The sequence below is a fragment of the Pseudomonas sp. W2-17 genome, from assembly GCF_041060445.1.
Classification (GTDB): Bacteria; Pseudomonadota; Gammaproteobacteria; order Pseudomonadales; family Pseudomonadaceae; genus Aquipseudomonas.
This window is the reverse complement of sequence record NZ_JAUFNS010000021.1, coordinates 35,341-51,152: the sequence shown is the minus strand read 5'-3', so window position 1 is coordinate 51,152 and position 15,812 is coordinate 35,341. Positions and strand designations below refer to the sequence as shown.

The following is a 15,812-nucleotide window of genomic DNA, read 5'->3' as shown; positions in this document are numbered from 1 at the left end:
TTAGTGGGACCGGCTTTAGCCGGGAAGAGGCCAGTGTTAACATCCTTAATTTCGCGGTGTGACCACTGGCGCTTTCCCGGCTAAAGCCGGTCCTACATAGCTGCGGTCAGCCAGCCGCCAGCGGATCATTGGCTCTCTGCCACAGCGGCCAGCTCCACCAGCACCGTCCCTTCCTTGACCATCTCCCCTTCGGCGCAATAGAGCGCTGCGACGGTGCCCGCCGTGTTCGCGCGGATGCTATGTTCCATTTTCATCGCTTCCAGGACCACCAGCGGTGTACCGACTTGCACCTGTTCGCCCACGCTGACCAACACCCGAACGATACTGCCGTTCATGGGGGCGGTGAGGCCGCCTTGATGGCCTAGGCTCGACTCCACTTCGGCAATCGGATCAACCGGGCGAATGGCATGCACGTCGCCCTGCCAGCGCAGGTACAAGGTGTCGGCCCGACGAATTGCAATCGTCTGGTGACGCACGCCGTCCCGCTCGATCAACAAGCGCTCGCCGATCAGCCGAATGCCTTGCTGCGAGTCACCACGCAGCACGATGCTTCGGGTTTCGGCGCCACACGCCAAGTGCAACGTCACTTCGCCAGGACCGCCGAGGCGCAGGCCGTGGGTGGTTGACCAGGGTGAATGGGCGTCGTCGGTTCTGACCGCCACTGGCGCGGTGCTCAGGTATGCCCGCGCTGCCAGCTGCCAGAACGCCTCCGTCAAGCCCTCGGCCGGCGGCAACAGATCGTCCTGATAGCGAGGGATAAACCCGGTGTCCAGTTCCGCTTCGGCGAAGGCCGGGTGCGCGATGATGCGGCGTAAAAACGCCAGATTGGTGCGCAGGCCGCCGATGGCGAATTCATCCAGCATCGCCAGCAGCCGCAAGCGCGCCTCTTCGCGGGTCTCCCCCCAGGCAATCAGTTTCCCGAGCATCGGGTCGTAGAAGGGCGAAACCTCGTCACCTTCCGCCACGCCGCTGTCCACGCGACGTCCCGGCCCCGGCGAGGATTCGCGATACAGCGACAGCGTTCCGGTCGCAGGGAGAAAGTCGTTGGCCGGGTCTTCGGCATACAGTCGCACTTCAATCGCGTGACCGTTGAGGGGGACCTCGGCCTGGGTGATCGGCAGCGGCTCGCCCTGGGCCACGCGAATCTGCCAGGCCACCAGGTCCAGCCCGGTGATCGCCTCGGTCACCGGGTGCTCGACCTGCAGGCGCGTGTTCATTTCCATGAAGAAGAAATCGCCACGGGCGTCCAGCAGAAACTCCACCGTCCCCGCGCCGACGTAGCCGATCGCCTGCGCCGCACGCACAGCCGCTTCGCCCATGGCCTGACGCATTTGCGGTGTCAGGCCCGGCGCCGGAGCTTCTTCAACGACCTTCTGATGACGGCGCTGAATCGAGCAGTCGCGCTCGTTGAGGTACAGGCAGTGGCCGTGCTGGTCGGCAAACACCTGAATCTCCACGTGGCGCGGCTTGAGCACGTACTTTTCGACGAGCATGCGCGAGTCGCCGAACGACGACTGCGCCTCACGTTGGGCCGAGGCTAGCGCTTCGGCCAGGTCCTCGTCGCGCTCGACCACCTTCATGCCCTTCCCGCCACCGCCGGCCGTGGCCTTGAGCAGCACCGGGTAGCCGATGCGGGCGGAGGCTTCGCGGAAGGTCGCGGCGTCCTGGGCGTCGCCGTGATAGCCGGGCACCAGAGGCACGCCGGCGGTTTCCATCAGCGACTTGGCCGCCGATTTGCTGCCCATGGCGTCAATGGCCGAGGCGGGCGGGCCGAGGAAAATCAGGCCTGCCTGCTCGACCGCGCGGGCAAAGCCTGCGTTTTCCGAGAGAAATCCATAACCGGGGTGGATGGCCTGGGCGCCGCTGGTTTTGGCGGCCTCAATCAGCTTGTCGATTTGCAGGTAGCTCTCGCTGGCCTTGCTGCCGCCGAGGTTCACCGCGATGTCAGCCTCGCGGACGTGCCGCGCGTTGCTGTCCGTGGCGCTGTGCACGGCGACGGTGGTCAGGCCCATGGCCTTGGCCGTGCGCATGACCCGGCAGGCGATTTCGCCCCGGTTGGCGATCAGCACCGAATGCAGCGGGTGTGTGTGCGGGACGCTCATCAGTGCGACTCTCCTTGTGGGATGCAGGGTTCGCCGCGCCAGGCCGGTTCGCGCTTTTGCAGAAACGCGCGCAGACCTTCCTGGCCTTCGGCGCTGACCCGAATGCGTGCAATGGCGTTCTCGCAATAGCGGCGCAGGGCAGGGGTCAGCTCACCGTCGGCGACTTCGCGCAGCAGGTCTTTGCTGACGCGCATGGCCTGGGGGCTGTTGAGCAGCAGGTTGGCGATCCAGTGTTCCAGCTGCTGTTCCAGCTCGGCGGCGGGGTAACACTCGGCCAGCATGCCGATTTCCCGCGCACGGGTGCCGTCGAACCGTTCGGCGGTCAGCGCATAGCGTCGCGCGTGACGTTCGCCAATCGCTTGCACCACGAACGGGCTGATCACCGCCGGGGCAAGGCCGATCTTTACTTCCGACAGACAGAACTGTGCGTCGTCGGCGCCGATGGCCATGTCGCAGCAACTGATCAGACCCAGCGCGCCACCATAGGCCGCGCCTTGCACCAGCGCCAAGGTCGGCGCTTTGAACTTGGCGAGGTTGTACATCAACTCGCCCAGCTCCCGGGCGTCACCCAGGTTGGTGTTGTAATCGAGGTTGGCCGACTCCTGCATCCAGGCCAAGTCGGCGCCAGCGCTGAAATGTCGCCCGCGTCCGCGCAACAGCAGAAAACGCAGGCTGTCGTCCCGCTGCAGCTGATCCAGGGCGATGATCAGCTCGCGAATCATCTGCGCGTTGAAGGCGTTGTTTTTTTCCGGCCGGTTGAGCCAGAGCGTGGCGAACCCTCGTGAGTCGAGGGCGATGTCGAGGGTGGCAAAATCATTCATGGGGCGATTCTCTCGGGTCACATCCGGAACACGCCGAAGCGGGTCGGTTCGAGGGCGGCGTTGAGCGAGGCGCTGATGGCCAGGCCGAGAATGTCGCGGGTCTGGGCGGGGTCGATGACGCCGTCGTCCCACAGCCGGGCGCTGGAATACCAGGGATGGCCCTGATGCTCGTACTGATCGAGAATCGGCTGGCGCAACGCGGCTTCTTCCTCGGCGCTGAAGGTCTGGCCGCTGCGTTCGGCCTGTTCGCGCTTGACCTGCACCAGCACGCCGGCGGCCTGTTCGCCGCCCATGACACCGATGCGCGCGTTGGGCCACATCCACAGAAAGCGCGGGTCATAGGCGCGGCCGCACATGCCGTAGTTCCCCGCGCCAAAGCTGCCGCCGATGATCACCGTGAACTTCGGCACCCTGGCACAAGCGACCGCAGTAACGAGCTTGGCGCCGTGCTTGGCGATGCCGCCGGCCTCGTACTTCTGGCCAACCATGAAGCCGGTGATGTTCTGCAGAAACAACAGCGGAATGCCGCGCTGGCAGGCCAGTTCGATGAAGTGCGCGCCTTTCTGAGCGGCTTCGGCGAAGAGGATGCCGTTGTTGGCGAGGATGGCGATCGGGTAGCCGTGCAGGTGGGCGAAGCCGCAGACCAGCGTGGTCCCGAACAACGCCTTGAATTCATCAAACACAGAACCGTCCACCAGCCGCGCGATGACTTCGCGCACGTCGAACGGCTGCTTGGCGTCTGCCGGGATCACGCCATACAGCTCGTCATCGGCATACAGCGGCGCCTGGGGCGTGCGGGTCTGCAACTGGCCGAGCTTGCGCCAGTTCAGGTTGGCCACGCAGCGCCGGGCCAGCGCCAGTGCGTGATCATCGCTGTCGGCGTAGTGATCGGCCACCCCGGAGACCTTGCAGTGCACGTCGGCCCCGCCAAGGTCTTCGGCGCTGACCACTTCGCCCGTGGCGGCTTTCACCAACGGCGGCCCGGCGAGAAAAATCGTCGCCTGCTCGCGGACCATGATGGTTTCGTCAGCCATGGCCGGCACATAGGCGCCGCCGGCGGTGCAGGAACCCATGACCACCGCGATCTGGGCGATGCCCTCGGCGCTCATGTTGGCCTGATTGAAGAAGATCCTGCCGAAGTGCTCGCGGTCCGGAAACACCTCGTCCTGGCGCGGCAGGTTAGCGCCGCCGGAGTCCACCAGGTAGATGCACGGCAGGCGGTTTTGCTGGGCGATGGTCTGGGCGCGCAGGTGTTTTTTCACCGTCAGCGGGTAATACGTGCCGCCTTTCACCGTCGCGTCGTTGGCGATGATCATGCATTCGACGCCTTCGACCCGGCCAATGCCGGCGATCAGCCCTGCAGCCGGGACGTCTTCGCCGTACACGTCATGGGCGGCGAGCTGGCTGAGTTCGAGGAAGGGCGAACCGATGTCCAACAGCCGATTGATTCGCTCGCGGGGCAGCACTTTGCCCCGGGAGGTGTGGCGTTCCTGCGCCTTGGCACCGCCGCCGCGCTGAACGTGATCGAGCAGGCTGTGCAACGCATCGAGCTGCTTGCGCATGGCGTCACTGTTGGCAGCGAACTCCGGCGAGCGCGGGTTGATCTGGGTGTGCAGAGTGGTCATGGGGCCTCCGGCGCGGTCAGCGGGTTTCGTTGAACAGCTCACGCCCGATCAGCATGCGGCGGATCTCGCTGGTGCCGGCGCCGATCTCGTAGAGCTTGGCGTCGCGCAGCAGTCGTCCGGCCGGGAATTCGTTGATGTAGCCGTTGCCGCCGAGAATCTGGATGGTCTCCAGGGCAAATTGCGTCGCTCGTTCGGCGGCGTAGAGGATCACCCCGGCGGCGTCCTTGCGCGTGGTCTCGCCGCGCTCGCAGGCCTGGGCCACGGCGTACAGGTAGGCGCGGCTGGCGTTGAGCTGGGTGTACATGTCGGCGACCTTGCCCTGGATCAGCTGGAACTCGCCGATGCTCTGGCCGAACTGTTTGCGGTCGTGAATGTAGGGCAGCACCACGTCCATGCACGCCTGCATGATCCCGACCGGTCCGCCGGAGAGCACGACGCGCTCGTAATCCAGGCCGCTCATCAGCACCTTCACGCCACCGTTCAGCGCACCGAGCAGGTTTTCTTCCGGCACTTCGACGTCATCGAAGAACAGCTCGCAGGTGTTGGAGCCGCGCATACCGAGCTTGTCGAACTTGTTGCCCCGCGAGAAGCCGGTCCAGTCGCGCTCGACGATGAACGCGCTGATGCCGTGGGCGCCTTTTTCCAGGTCGGTCTTGGCGTAGATCACGTAGGTATTGGCGTCAGGACCGTTAGTGATCCACGTCTTGCTGCCGTTGAGCACGAAACGGTCGCCGCGTCGGTCGGCGCGCAGCTTCATCGAGACCACATCGGAACCGGCATTGGGCTCGCTCATCGCTAGGGCGCCGACGTGCTCGCCGCTGATCAGCTTGGGCAGGTAGCGGGCTTTCTGTTCGGGGGTGCCATTGCGGTTGATCTGGTTGACGCAGAGATTGGAGTGGGCGCCGTAGGACAGCGCCGCAGAGGCAGAGCCCCGGCTGATTTCTTCCATGGCGATAACGTGTGCCAGGTAGCCAAGACCTGCGCCGCCGTACTCCTCATCGACGGTAATCCCCAGCAGGCCCATGTCGCCGAACTTGCGCCACATGTCGGCGGGAAAGAGGTTGTCTTTGTCGATCTGTGCAGCGCGCGGGGCAAGCTCGGCAGCGACGAAGGCACGCACCTGATCGCGCAGCATGTCGAGGGTTTCGCCGAGGCCGAAGTTGAGCGTGGGGTAATTCATGGACTGCATCCCGTGTTGTTATTGGAGGGCTGTCAGGGGGGAAGATGATGTGCACCTTTACGTTAACGTAAGCCTGCGGTCATGTTGATGTCAACGGGAACGAGGCGTTGGCCCGGGGAATAACGGAAGGGAGAGAGGTTTACAAATGCCGGACAGCACGAAGGGGAGCCTGGGCTCCCCTTCAAGTTCGATTGCATGCTCGTTTTTATTGTTAGGTGGCCTGTTGTTATTTTTGTCAGCCAGCCTCTTTTGCTTTTCTGAGCGACCCCCAAACGGGGCCAAGAGCAAACGTATTTTTTTGAGCGCTGATCCGCTTCGATCTTTCGATCCGACTGGTCTGGTAGCTGCTTAAACGCAGTTTTATTGTTCTCAGTCCGGTCATGAGGCCAGGGCCTCAAGTAGAGCGATCCACTCCAAAAAAATCAGTTAGCTGCGTCTCTGTCCGTGTTGTTCTTGTTATGTCAGAGCCGATACGTCTTGTTTTTATTGGGTTATTGCATTTGTTATTTTTGTTGTACGTAAGACATAGCAGAAGCCATGCCAACTTTAGAGAAGTCCCGGTTTTCGGGGTTTTGCGGACTCCACCGGCCTGGATTCACTGTTGAATCTGTCGCCAGGTGTTTCCGTGTTACCCGTTTCCCTGAACGCGATGGCGGGCAGGGTAACACTGTGTGACAACTTGTCGCACATCAGGCCGACAGACGTGCCTTCGCCACCCGCGAGCCGTTCGCCCGACCGAGGGTGTCGCTGATGCGTTGACCGGCTGCAATGAGCGTGTCCAGATCGATACCGGTTTCGATGCCGAGGCCATTCAGCAGGTAAACCACGTCCTCGCTGGCCACGTTGCCGGTTGCGCCTTTGGCGTAGGGGCAGCCGCCGAGGCCGGCCACGGAACTGTCGAACACCTGAATGCCTTCCAGCAGGCTGGCGTAGATGTTCGCCAGTGCCTGGCCATAGGTGTCGTGGAAATGCCCGGCCAGTTTGCCGCGCGGGATCTGGCCGGCGACCATGTCGAACAGCGTGCGGGTGGCGCCCGGCGTGCCGGTGCCAATGGTGTCGCCGAGGGACACCTCGTAGCAGCCCATGGCATACAGCTCGTTGGCAACTGCCGCCACTTGCTTCGGCGCAATGTCACCTTCATAGGGGCAACCCAGCACGCAGGACACATAGCCGCGAACGCTGATGCCGTGCAGGCGAGCGGCTTCCATGATCGGCAGAAACCGGTCCAGGCTTTCGCTGATCGAGCAGTTGATGTTGCGCTGGGAAAACGACTCCGAGGCGGCAGCGAACACGGCGATTTCCTTCACGCCAGCAGCGAGGGCGTCTTCGAACCCCCGCAAGTTAGGCGTCAGTGCGGCGTAGGTCACGCCATCCTTGCGTTGAATGCCGGCGAACAGTTCAGCGGAGCCGGCCATCTGCGGCACCCATTTTGGTGAAACGAAACTGCCCGCTTCGATATAGCTGACGCCGGCGTCGGCCAAGTCATGCACCAGCTGCAGTTTGTCGCTGACGCTGACGGGGCGGGATTCGTTCTGCAGGCCATCCCGAGGGCCGACTTCAACCAGACGCACACGTTGAGGGAGAGACATATCGGCATCGTTCCTGAAAGGTTTGGCTTTAAGTTGTGGACTATCTGGTTGAATCAAATGGAGATTTCCAGTGCGGCCTTGCAGCGTTCTTCTGCGGTGTCCAGCTCCAGCTGCATTTGCTGGATATCCAGGAGTTGCTGATCCAGTTGAGCACGACGCTCGGCGATTTTCTCCAGCATGGTGCTCAATTGTTTGTGATTGCCACCGGCGGGGTCGTACAGACCGATGAGGTCGCGGCATTCTGCCAGGGAAAAGCCGATGCGCTTGCCACGAAGGATGAGTTTGAGGGTGACCTTGTCACGGGGGGAGTAAATACGCTCCTGGCCGCGGCGTTCGGGGCTGAGCATGCCTTGTTCTTCGTAGAAACGGATGGTGCGGGTGGTAATGTCCAGCTCGCGGGCGAGGTCGGAGATGCTGTAGGTGGTAGCGGTCATGGCAGTGCTCGATACGGAAGGCATGGGCGTAACGTAAGTTGGGCTTTACGTTAACGTCAAGCGGCGTTATCAATACCTCTACCTTTTTCCCGGCTGAAGCAGTCCCACTGGATCACCGCGTTCTCGCTGGGATCGCGTTCTGATAGTGGGTCCGGCTTTAGCCGGGAAGGCGTCGGCAGTCACACCTGAAATTGATGGTGTTCATACGGGCCTCTTCCCGGCTAAAGCCGGTCCCACTCAGGCTGTGTGAAAACCCCGAACGCCGATGCACTGCTCAAAAAATGTACTAAAAAATGCGTTTCTACGCGAAATCTGAGTCTGCAAACCACGCGAGCATTTGCAAAATTCACGTGAGAGCGCGCAGTTCATTTTTGGTGGAGGGTTTTCACACAGCCTGCACTAAAAGACCGCGTGCATCCGTTGCTACTGGCCGGAACCCAAAGGTCTACTTCACCGCTGCTTCAAGGGTCTTGCCCAACTTGCGTTCCTGCGCGGTAACGAGTTGGCAGAGCTCAATAATCTGCTCGCGCATCCAGCGGTTCGCCGGGTCCTGGTCGGTACTTTCGTGCCAGTACAGGTGGGTTTCCACCGTCGGCACGTCGTTGACCGGCAGATAGACAAAATGCAGGTCATTGCGCCGGGCGAAGCGCTCTGGAACGGTCATGACCATGTCGGTCTGCTGCAGCACTTGCGAGGCCATCAGGTAATGCTGCGAGCGCAACGCGACCTTGCGCTGAATGCCCATTTTCCCCAAGGCCAGATCCACGTAGCCCAAGCCACTGCGTCGGCTGGAAATGTGAATGTGCGCAACGCCAAGGTAGTCATCCAGGCTGATGGCGTCCTTGTTCGCCAGCGGATGGCCGCGGCGCATGGCGCACACATAGCGGTCTTCCATCAGCTTGACGTGGCGCACCTGCGGGTCGGTGTTCAACGGCGCGTCCACGGCGAAATCCAGTCGGCCCGCCGCAAGTTCCTTGGTCGTTTCACGACGCTTGGACAGAAAACTTTCGATGGTCACGGTGGGCGCCAGACGCCGCAGCCACTGGAACAGCGCCGGCAGGATCACCGCCTCGGTGAGGTCGGTCATGCTGATGCGGTAGTTCTTGTTGGCCTGCAGCGGATTGAAGATCCGGCTCTCCTGCACCGACACCCGCAGCAGCGACAGGGCATTGCGCACCGGGCCGATGATGTTCTGCGCCATCGGCGTCGGCACCATGCCCTGGGCGGTACGCACGAACAGCGGATCGTTGAAGGTTTCGCGAAGGCGCGACAGGGCGTTGGACACGGCAGGCTGGGTGATGCCCACGATCTGCCCGGCGCGGGTCAGGTTGGCCTCGGTGTAGATGGCGTCAAACACAATAAAGAGGTTGAGATCGACCTTGCTCAGGTTCATTGCTGTGCGCCTCGTGCAGTTCTTGTTGTTTGGAATGCGCCGAATCATATATCGGTTATGAATGTTTATACACGCCGAGAATATGTTAGATAAATGGGGGGCGCTGTTCTAGCATCGGATCACGACCTGACAACACCTCACAGAAGGCAGCAGCCCCATGGATTTCGCTTACTCCCCCAAGGTTCAGGCACTGCGCGAGCGCGTGACCGCTTTCATGGACACTTACGTGTACCCGGCCGAGCCGGTGTTCGAGCGTCAGGTGGCCGAAGGCGATCGCTGGCAGCCGACGGCGATCATGGAGGAACTCAAGGCGAAGGCAAAAGCCGAGGGGCTGTGGAACCTGTTCCTGCCGGAATCCGAGCTTGGGGCAGGGCTGTCGAACCTTGAGTACGCGCCGCTGGCGGAGATCATGGGCCGCTCGCTGCTGGGCCCGGAGCCGTTCAACTGTTCCGCACCGGACACCGGCAACATGGAAGTGCTGGTGCGGTATGCCAATGACGCGCAAAAGGAGCGGTGGCTGGAACCCTTGCTGCGCGGCGAGATCCGCTCGGCGTTTGCGATGACCGAACCCGACGTGGCGTCTTCGGATGCCACCAACATGGCCGCGACCGCCGTACGCGATGGCGATGAGTGGATCATCAACGGACGCAAGTGGTGGACCTCCGGCGCCTGTGACCCGCGCTGCAAGATCATGGTCTTTATGGGCCTGAGCAACCCGGACGGCCCGCGTCACCAACAGCATTCAATGATTCTGGTACCGACTGACGCGGCGGGGGTGAAGATCGTCCGTCCGCTGCCGGTGTTCGGCTACGACGATGCACCCCACGGTCACGCCGAAGTGCTGTTTGAGAACGTGCGCGTGCCGTACGAAAACGTCCTGCTGGGCGAAGGACGCGGCTTCGAAATCGCCCAGGGTCGTCTGGGCCCGGGCAGGATTCACCACTGCATGCGTTCGGTCGGCATGGCGGAGCGAGCGCTGGAATTGATGTGCAAACGCTCGGTTCAGCGCACCGCGTTCGGCCGGCCGTTGGCGCGACTGGGTGGCAACATCGACAAGATCGCCGACTCGCGTATGGAGATCGACATGGCGCGCCTGCTGACCCTGAAGGCCGCCTACATGATGGACACCGTGGGCAACAAGGTGGCGAGGAGCGAGATCGCGCAGATCAAAGTGGTCGCACCGAACGTTGCTCTGCGGGTAATCGACCGGGCGATCCAGATGCACGGCGGTGCGGGGGTGTCCGGCGATTTCCCGCTGGCCTACATGTACGCCATGCAGCGCACCCTGCGCCTGGCCGATGGGCCGGACGAAGTGCACCGCGCGGCGATTGGCAAATTCGAGGTCGGCAAGTATGTGCCCAAAGAGATGATGCGCAGCGAGCATCGGTGATCGATGGGCGGGGGCGCCAGCGAGCGGGGTTTCATCGAGCGCGACGGCACCGCAAATTTTTCTGATGATAAGCAATTTGTGGGAGCGAGCTTGCTCGCGAAGAAGTCGGTAAATCTTTCAAATTTTCAGCGCCTGAAATGCCTTCTTCGTGAGCAAGCTCACTCCCACATAGACCCCGTTCGCAGCGCGATTGCGGAGCTATCCCACGACAGGATAGTGAATGGTTTGCACAGTAGCTGCGTGCCTCAACCGCCTCACTCCACCCAAACCTCCACCCGGCGGTTCTTGATCCGGCCTTCATCGCCATCATTGGCCGCCACCGGCATTTCGTCGCCAAACCCGCGCACGTCACGCAGCACCACCTGATGTTTCAGCAGCTCTCGGCGCACTGCCATGGCGCGCAGTTTTGACAGCAATTGCGCCCGCGCCGGATCGCTCTTGGCATCGCCAAACCCCGCCAGCGTCACCTTCTGATCCAGCTTGTCATGGGCCTTCAGGTACTCGACCACGCGCTTGAGATCGAGCATCGCCTTGGTGTCCAGCGTCGCGCTGCCCTGGGCGAAACGGAAATTCACCGACAGCCGCTCGGCCTCGCGCGCCAGGTTCTGGTACTCCAGCGGCATCTGCGCCGTCGCCCGCACTTTCACCGCCTGAACCGTCTGCGCCACAAACCCGTTCTGCGCGACGATGGACTGGCCCTGTGGACTTTGGGCGAACCGCACCAGCGCCTTGGCCCAGCGCTGCCGCGAGTCGGGCGGCAGGTAGAAATACAGGCGGCGCGACAGCGGATAGTCTTCGGTAGCAATCAGGCTGACCGTGGGCAGCATCGGTTTTGACTCACCGTCGATAATCGCCACAGCCTTTGCCTGGCGGATATAGGGCAGGCCGATGAAGCCGATGCCCTGACGGTCCTGACTGACCTGGTCGGACAGTTCCTCACTGGACTCGAAGCGCCTGGCCTCCTTCGACAGCGTCTTGGCGGACTTGGCCAGCACCAGCTCGTTGAAGGTGTCGAACGTGCCGGACTGTTGATCCCGTGCGTATAAATGGATAGCCCCGGCGGGGCCGCCCAGTTGCTCCCAGTCGCGGATCTCGCCGGAAAAGATTTTCGCCAGTTCCGCCGTACTCAGCTCCCGCAGCGGGTTGCCGGGGTGAAGAATCACTGCCACGCCGTCGATGGCGATCACCTGCTCGGCCTCATGACTGCGCAGATCGCCCAGGGCCGCCAGCTCGATAGCCTCGTTGTTCTTGATCGGTCTTGATGATGCCGCCACATCGGCCAACCCGTCCTTCAGCGCCACAAACCCGGTGCTCGACCCGTGGGCAGCGATGTCGATGCTGACGTTCTGGCCCGAGGGCAATTGGGCGGTAATGCGCAGTTCGTTAGGGCGCGCGCTCGGTTGTTCCTGAATCGCCAGTGCGCCTTGCTGCGCCAGCAAGCCTTTGACCAGCGCCGGCCCCAGCTGCGCGCCTATCGTATTCGAGCCCTGAATGCGCAAGGCGGGCGAGCCGTCAGTCGGCGCCGGAAGCGCAGCCGCGCCTGCACTGACCGAGAGGGCGGCGGCAAGGAGTGAAGAGAGGACAAGGAAAACGCGAGTGCGCAGCATGTGCGGCATCTTTATATGAGCGGAGGTGGCCGGAGAATAAGACAGGCGGATGACGGCCAGATGACAGATCGCGGGTTCCTGCGCGTTGGAGGAGCAAGCCGCAGGCAGGGCGCCATGCGGCTCATCATTTAATAATTCGGCTATTCCAGCTCAAGCCAGATCGGCGCGTGGTCGGACGGTTTGTCCATGGAACGCAAGTGATAATCAACGCCCGCCGCCTTGATGCGCGGTTGCAGGCCGTGTGACGCGAGGATCAGATCGATGCGCAGGCCGCGCTTGGGCTCGTCTTCAAAACCGCGACTGCGGTAGTCGAACCAGCTGAACTGATCGACGACTTCCGGGTACAGGTGGCGGAAGCTGTCCACCAAGCCCCAGCTCTTGAGCTTGCCGAGCCACTCGCGCTCTTCCGGGAGGAAGCTGCACTTGCCGGTTTTCAGCCAGCGCTTGGCGTTGTCGGCGCCGATGCCGATGTCGCTGTCTTCCGGAGAGATGTTGACGTCGCCCATCACCACCAGCGGCTGGTCATTGCTGAATTTCGTTTCCAGCAGGTTCTGCAGATCTGCGTAGAAGCGCAGCTTCGCCGGGAATTTGGTCGGGTGATCACGGCTTTCGCCCTGTGGGAAATAGCCGTTCATGACCGTCACCGGATTACCGTTGCGATCGGCGAATGTGCCCCAGATGAAGCGGCGCTGGGCGTCTTCGTCGTCGTTGTCGAAGCCCTTATGAATCGACAGCGGCGGCTGACGGGAGAGCAGGGCGACGCCGTAATGGCCTTTCTGCCCGTGGAAATGCACGTGGTAGCCCAGCGCTTCGATATCGGCCTGGGGGAATTGCTCGTCGGAGACCTTGGTTTCCTGCAAGCCAATGACGTCGGGCTGATGTTTCTCGATCAACGCCGCCAGTTGATGCGGTCGGGCGCGAAGGCCGTTGATATTAAAAGACACAAGTTTCATGGGCGGCGCTCCTGGCAGCTCCTTGCAAATACAAACGCCGATGCTAGCCGACCTGCCCGGCGACGGCCAGCGCCCGGTTCGCTTGCCAGGATTGCAAGCGCCGCGCGTGCATTTCTGGACGGCGGCCATGTCGGGGGAACTGCGCTTGCGGGCAACGACTCGAAGCCTTGAAGACATCCACCCGAGCGGCCGCCCCGGGGCTCACCAAAAGGACGAACACCATGCCAGAACTGCCTAGCGAAACGGCGCAGATCCGTCAGCTCGACAGCGGCTACTCCCGCGAAACCCGCACGCTGCTGTACCTCGCCTACCGTCAGGAGCCGAGTTTCGCGTACCTGTTCGAATCCGGCCGCTCCGGCTACGAGCACAGGGTCAAGGCGACCATCTGTGCGCTGGTCAAGCAGCACTTTCTTCAGGACTTGCCGGCGTTGGGGTTGTTCGTCGCGGACCGTCTGGTGGGCGTCGCGCTGATTGCACCTCCCCAGCGCCGGCTGGGCATCACTGAAAGCTGGGCCTGGCGGATTCGCATGTTGATAAGCACCGGCCTGCGCGGGACCCAGCGCTACCTTGAGTACTACCACGACGTGCTCGCCTGCGCGCCGTCGGAGGCGGTTCATGTGCTGCCGTTGTTCGGCGTGCATCCTGACTTTCAAGGGCGACACTACGGCGAGCAATTGCTGCTGGCATTGCATGACTGGTGTGTCGAGGACCAGAACTCGGAAGGGATCGTCCTCGACACCGGCAATGGCCACTATCTGGAGTTCTATCAACGACAGGGTTACGAGGAAATCGGTGAGGTCGCTGTAGGACCTATCCGAGAGCGCATATTTTTCCGCCCAAACCCTCAGGTTTCACTGGGTTCTATGGCTTGAGCTTCACACACTTCTCTATTTCAGCGGGTTTCAGCAGCCCGCGTCGCTCGTGTAGCATTCGCGCCTATGAAGTTTCCCCATCGATACACCAGTGGCTTTCTCCTGATGTTGTCCAGTTGCGCGGCGTTTGCCGATGCGCAGCTGGAAGTCCGGATCAAGCCGTCCAATGCCGCGCTCAAATCCAACATCGAAGGGTATGTGGGCAGCCTCGGCGAGCGCGACGAGCCAGCCCTCGAACGTTTCAGCGTGGGGGCCGTCGAGCAGGCACAGAAGGCCGCTCAGGCCCTTGGTTATTACCAGGCGCAGGTTGACAGCGAAGTCCGCCATGTCGACAACAACCTGCAACTGCTGCTGAAGGTCGAGGCGGGTGAGCCCGTCCACCTGCGCAATGTGTCCATCCGCGTGACCGGGCAGGCGACCCAGCTGAAAAGCTTCCGGGTGCCTAAAGGCGACGCCCTGAAACCCGGCGCAGTACTCAACCATGGTGTCTACGAGGACGCCAAACACCTGATCGAAACCCAGGCCGCACGCTATGGCTTCTTCAAGGGCCGGTTCGTGACCCAGCGCCTGTCCGTTGACCCCCGCGCCGGTGTCGCCGACATTGAGCTGGTCTACGACAGCGGGCCGCGTTTCTCCCTCGGCAAAGTCACCTTTAGCGGCGACGCGCCGTTCGATGAAGACCTGCTGCGGCGCATGGTGCCGTTTAAACAAGACACGCCCTACGACTCCGAACTGATTGCCGAGCTCAACCAGGCCATGCAATCGAGCGGCTATTTCGAAGGCGTGCGGGTCAATGCATCGCCCACAGACGCCCAGGCCCAGGTCATTCCGGTCGACGTGCAGCTCCAAACCCGCAAGCCGCGGACCATGGGACTGGGCGTCGGCTATTCGACCGACGTTGGCCCTCGGGTAAAAGCCAACTGGACGCGCCACTGGGTCAATCCCCAGGGTCACAGTTACGGCGCCGAAGCCGAAATCTCTGCGCCACGGCAGAACGTCGGCCTGTTCTACGACATCCCGCTGGACCCGCCCCTGACCGACAAGCTGCGTTTCGCCGGCGGCTACCAATACGAAGAAATCGCCGACACCGACAGCCTCAGCAAGCTCCTGACCGTCGGCCCCGAGTGGCACAGCAAATTGCCCAGCGGCTGGGAACGGGTGATCTCGCTGAAATGGCAGCGCGAAGAATACCGACTGGGCAACGATGAAGGCCTCAGCACCTTGCTCATGCCCGGCGTCAGCTATTCGTACCTGCGCAGCGACAACCGCATCGACCCGCACAATGGCTACCGGCTGCAGTTCGATACTCAGGTCGCCAAGGAAGGACTGGGCTCGGACGCCAACCTCTTGCACGGCACGGTCATGCTCAAAGGGCTGACCACCGTGGCGCAGAACCATCGCTTTCTCGGGCGGGTGCAGGTTGGCGGCAGTGCCACCAATGGCTACACATCGATCCCGCCTTCGCTGCGTTTCTTTGCCGGTGGCGACCAGAGCGTGCGCGGTTACGACTACCAATCGCTGTCCCCGGAAAACTCCGACGGCGACAAGATCGGCGGCCGCTACATGATTGCAGGCAGCGCCGAGTACCAGTACTCGATTGCCGAAAAGTGGCGCGTGGCCGCGTTCGTCGATCAGGGCAACTCGTTCAACTCCCTGGACCTGCCGAGCCTCAAGACCGGCGTCGGCATTGGTGTGCGCTGGGTGTCTCCGGTCGGGCCGCTGCGCCTGGACCTCGCCCACGCACTGGATGAAGACGGCGGTATTCGTCTGCACTTCTCGATGGGACCTGAACTGTGACGAATAGGGAATTGCTGAACCGCACCGTCGCCATCACGGCGATTACGCT

The 15,812-nt window shown here is 62.2% G+C and carries 12 protein-coding genes; 3 read left to right on the top strand and 9 right to left on the bottom strand.

Features of this window, described 5'->3' with window-relative positions; translation table 11 throughout:
• Nucleotides 1-125 precede the first annotated feature (125 nt).
• The 7 genes from QWI20_RS22140 to QWI20_RS22110 form a co-directional block, all read right to left on the bottom strand.
• Nucleotides 126-2,102 (bottom strand): acetyl-CoA carboxylase biotin carboxylase subunit, encoded by a 1,977-nt coding sequence (locus QWI20_RS22140; protein ID WP_369307235.1) that lies wholly within the window; start codon nucleotides 2,100-2,102, stop codon nucleotides 126-128.
• Complete coding sequence (locus QWI20_RS22135) at nucleotides 2,102-2,923, bottom strand: gamma-carboxygeranoyl-CoA hydratase (protein ID WP_369307234.1); 822 nt, start codon at nucleotides 2,921-2,923, stop codon at nucleotides 2,102-2,104. The genes QWI20_RS22140 and QWI20_RS22135 overlap by 1 nt, the downstream gene beginning before the upstream one ends.
• Before the next feature lie 17 nt (nucleotides 2,924-2,940).
• Complete coding sequence (locus QWI20_RS22130) at nucleotides 2,941-4,548, bottom strand: carboxyl transferase domain-containing protein (RefSeq protein ID WP_369307233.1); 1,608 nt, start codon at nucleotides 4,546-4,548, stop codon at nucleotides 2,941-2,943.
• A 16-nt stretch (nucleotides 4,549-4,564) separates the two neighbouring features.
• Entirely contained in the window at nucleotides 4,565-5,728 is a 1,164-nt protein-coding gene (locus tag QWI20_RS22125; protein ID WP_369307232.1) for an isovaleryl-CoA dehydrogenase, read from the bottom strand.
• 689 nt (nucleotides 5,729-6,417) lie between these two features.
• Complete coding sequence (locus QWI20_RS22120; protein WP_369307231.1) at nucleotides 6,418-7,317, bottom strand: hydroxymethylglutaryl-CoA lyase; 900 nt, start codon at nucleotides 7,315-7,317, stop codon at nucleotides 6,418-6,420.
• Nucleotides 7,318-7,370: 53 nt separating this feature from the next.
• Nucleotides 7,371-7,751, bottom strand: coding sequence for a MerR family DNA-binding transcriptional regulator (locus QWI20_RS22115; RefSeq protein WP_369307230.1), 381 nt, complete (start codon nucleotides 7,749-7,751; stop codon nucleotides 7,371-7,373).
• Nucleotides 7,752-8,196: 445 nt separating this feature from the next.
• Nucleotides 8,197-9,144, bottom strand: a complete 948-nt coding sequence (locus QWI20_RS22110) for a LysR family transcriptional regulator (RefSeq protein ID WP_369307229.1) — start codon at nucleotides 9,142-9,144, stop codon at nucleotides 8,197-8,199.
• A gap of 157 nt (nucleotides 9,145-9,301) precedes the next feature.
• On the opposite strand from QWI20_RS22110, the gene QWI20_RS22105 reads away from it, so the two are divergent.
• Nucleotides 9,302-10,534 (top strand): acyl-CoA dehydrogenase, encoded by a 1,233-nt coding sequence (locus QWI20_RS22105; protein ID WP_369307228.1) that lies wholly within the window; start codon nucleotides 9,302-9,304, stop codon nucleotides 10,532-10,534.
• A gap of 254 nt (nucleotides 10,535-10,788) precedes the next feature.
• Here QWI20_RS22105 and QWI20_RS22100 read toward each other — a convergent pair whose 3' ends face one another.
• Nucleotides 10,789-12,141: a substrate-binding domain-containing protein gene (locus QWI20_RS22100; RefSeq protein ID WP_369307227.1), complete on the bottom strand. Its 1,353-nt coding sequence runs from the start codon at nucleotides 12,139-12,141 to the stop codon at nucleotides 10,789-10,791.
• A gap of 140 nt (nucleotides 12,142-12,281) precedes the next feature.
• The gene (gene xthA / locus QWI20_RS22095; protein WP_369307226.1) at nucleotides 12,282-13,094 is read right to left on the bottom strand and encodes an exodeoxyribonuclease III; all 813 of its coding nucleotides are present in this window, start codon (nucleotides 13,092-13,094) and stop codon (nucleotides 12,282-12,284) included.
• A gap of 221 nt (nucleotides 13,095-13,315) precedes the next feature.
• On the opposite strand from xthA, the gene QWI20_RS22090 reads away from it, so the two are divergent.
• Both QWI20_RS22090 and QWI20_RS22085 read left to right on the top strand, forming a co-directional pair.
• On the top strand, nucleotides 13,316-13,966 hold the full coding sequence (locus QWI20_RS22090; protein WP_369307225.1) for a GNAT family N-acetyltransferase: 651 nt from the start codon (nucleotides 13,316-13,318) through the stop codon (nucleotides 13,964-13,966).
• A gap of 66 nt (nucleotides 13,967-14,032) precedes the next feature.
• Complete coding sequence (locus tag QWI20_RS22085) at nucleotides 14,033-15,763, top strand: autotransporter assembly complex family protein (RefSeq protein WP_369307224.1); 1,731 nt, start codon at nucleotides 14,033-14,035, stop codon at nucleotides 15,761-15,763.
• Nucleotides 15,764-15,812 lie beyond the last annotated feature (49 nt).

Excerpts from the sequence above, each read along its gene's own strand:
- QWI20_RS22140 (WP_369307235.1), bottom strand. The coding sequence starts at position 2,102 with ATGAGCGTCCCGCACACACACCCGCTGCATTCGGTGCTGATCGCCAAC.
- QWI20_RS22135 (WP_369307234.1), bottom strand. The coding sequence starts at position 2,923 with ATGAATGATTTTGCCACCCTCGACATCGCCCTCGACTCACGAGGGTTC.
- QWI20_RS22130 (WP_369307233.1), bottom strand. The coding sequence starts at position 4,548 with ATGACCACTCTGCACACCCAGATCAACCCGCGCTCGCCGGAGTTCGCT.
- QWI20_RS22125 (WP_369307232.1), bottom strand. The coding sequence starts at position 5,728 with ATGAATTACCCCACGCTCAACTTCGGCCTCGGCGAAACCCTCGACATG.
- QWI20_RS22120 (WP_369307231.1), bottom strand. The coding sequence starts at position 7,317 with ATGTCTCTCCCTCAACGTGTGCGTCTGGTTGAAGTCGGCCCTCGGGAT.
- QWI20_RS22115 (WP_369307230.1), bottom strand. The coding sequence starts at position 7,751 with ATGACCGCTACCACCTACAGCATCTCCGACCTCGCCCGCGAGCTGGAC.
- QWI20_RS22110 (WP_369307229.1), bottom strand. The coding sequence starts at position 9,144 with ATGAACCTGAGCAAGGTCGATCTCAACCTCTTTATTGTGTTTGACGCC.
- QWI20_RS22105 (WP_369307228.1), top strand. The coding sequence starts at position 9,302 with ATGGATTTCGCTTACTCCCCCAAGGTTCAGGCACTGCGCGAGCGCGTG.
- QWI20_RS22100 (WP_369307227.1), bottom strand. The coding sequence starts at position 12,141 with ATGCTGCGCACTCGCGTTTTCCTTGTCCTCTCTTCACTCCTTGCCGCC.
- xthA (WP_369307226.1), bottom strand. The coding sequence starts at position 13,094 with ATGAAACTTGTGTCTTTTAATATCAACGGCCTTCGCGCCCGACCGCAT.
- QWI20_RS22090 (WP_369307225.1), top strand. The coding sequence starts at position 13,316 with ATGCCAGAACTGCCTAGCGAAACGGCGCAGATCCGTCAGCTCGACAGC.
- QWI20_RS22085 (WP_369307224.1), top strand. The coding sequence starts at position 14,033 with ATGAAGTTTCCCCATCGATACACCAGTGGCTTTCTCCTGATGTTGTCC.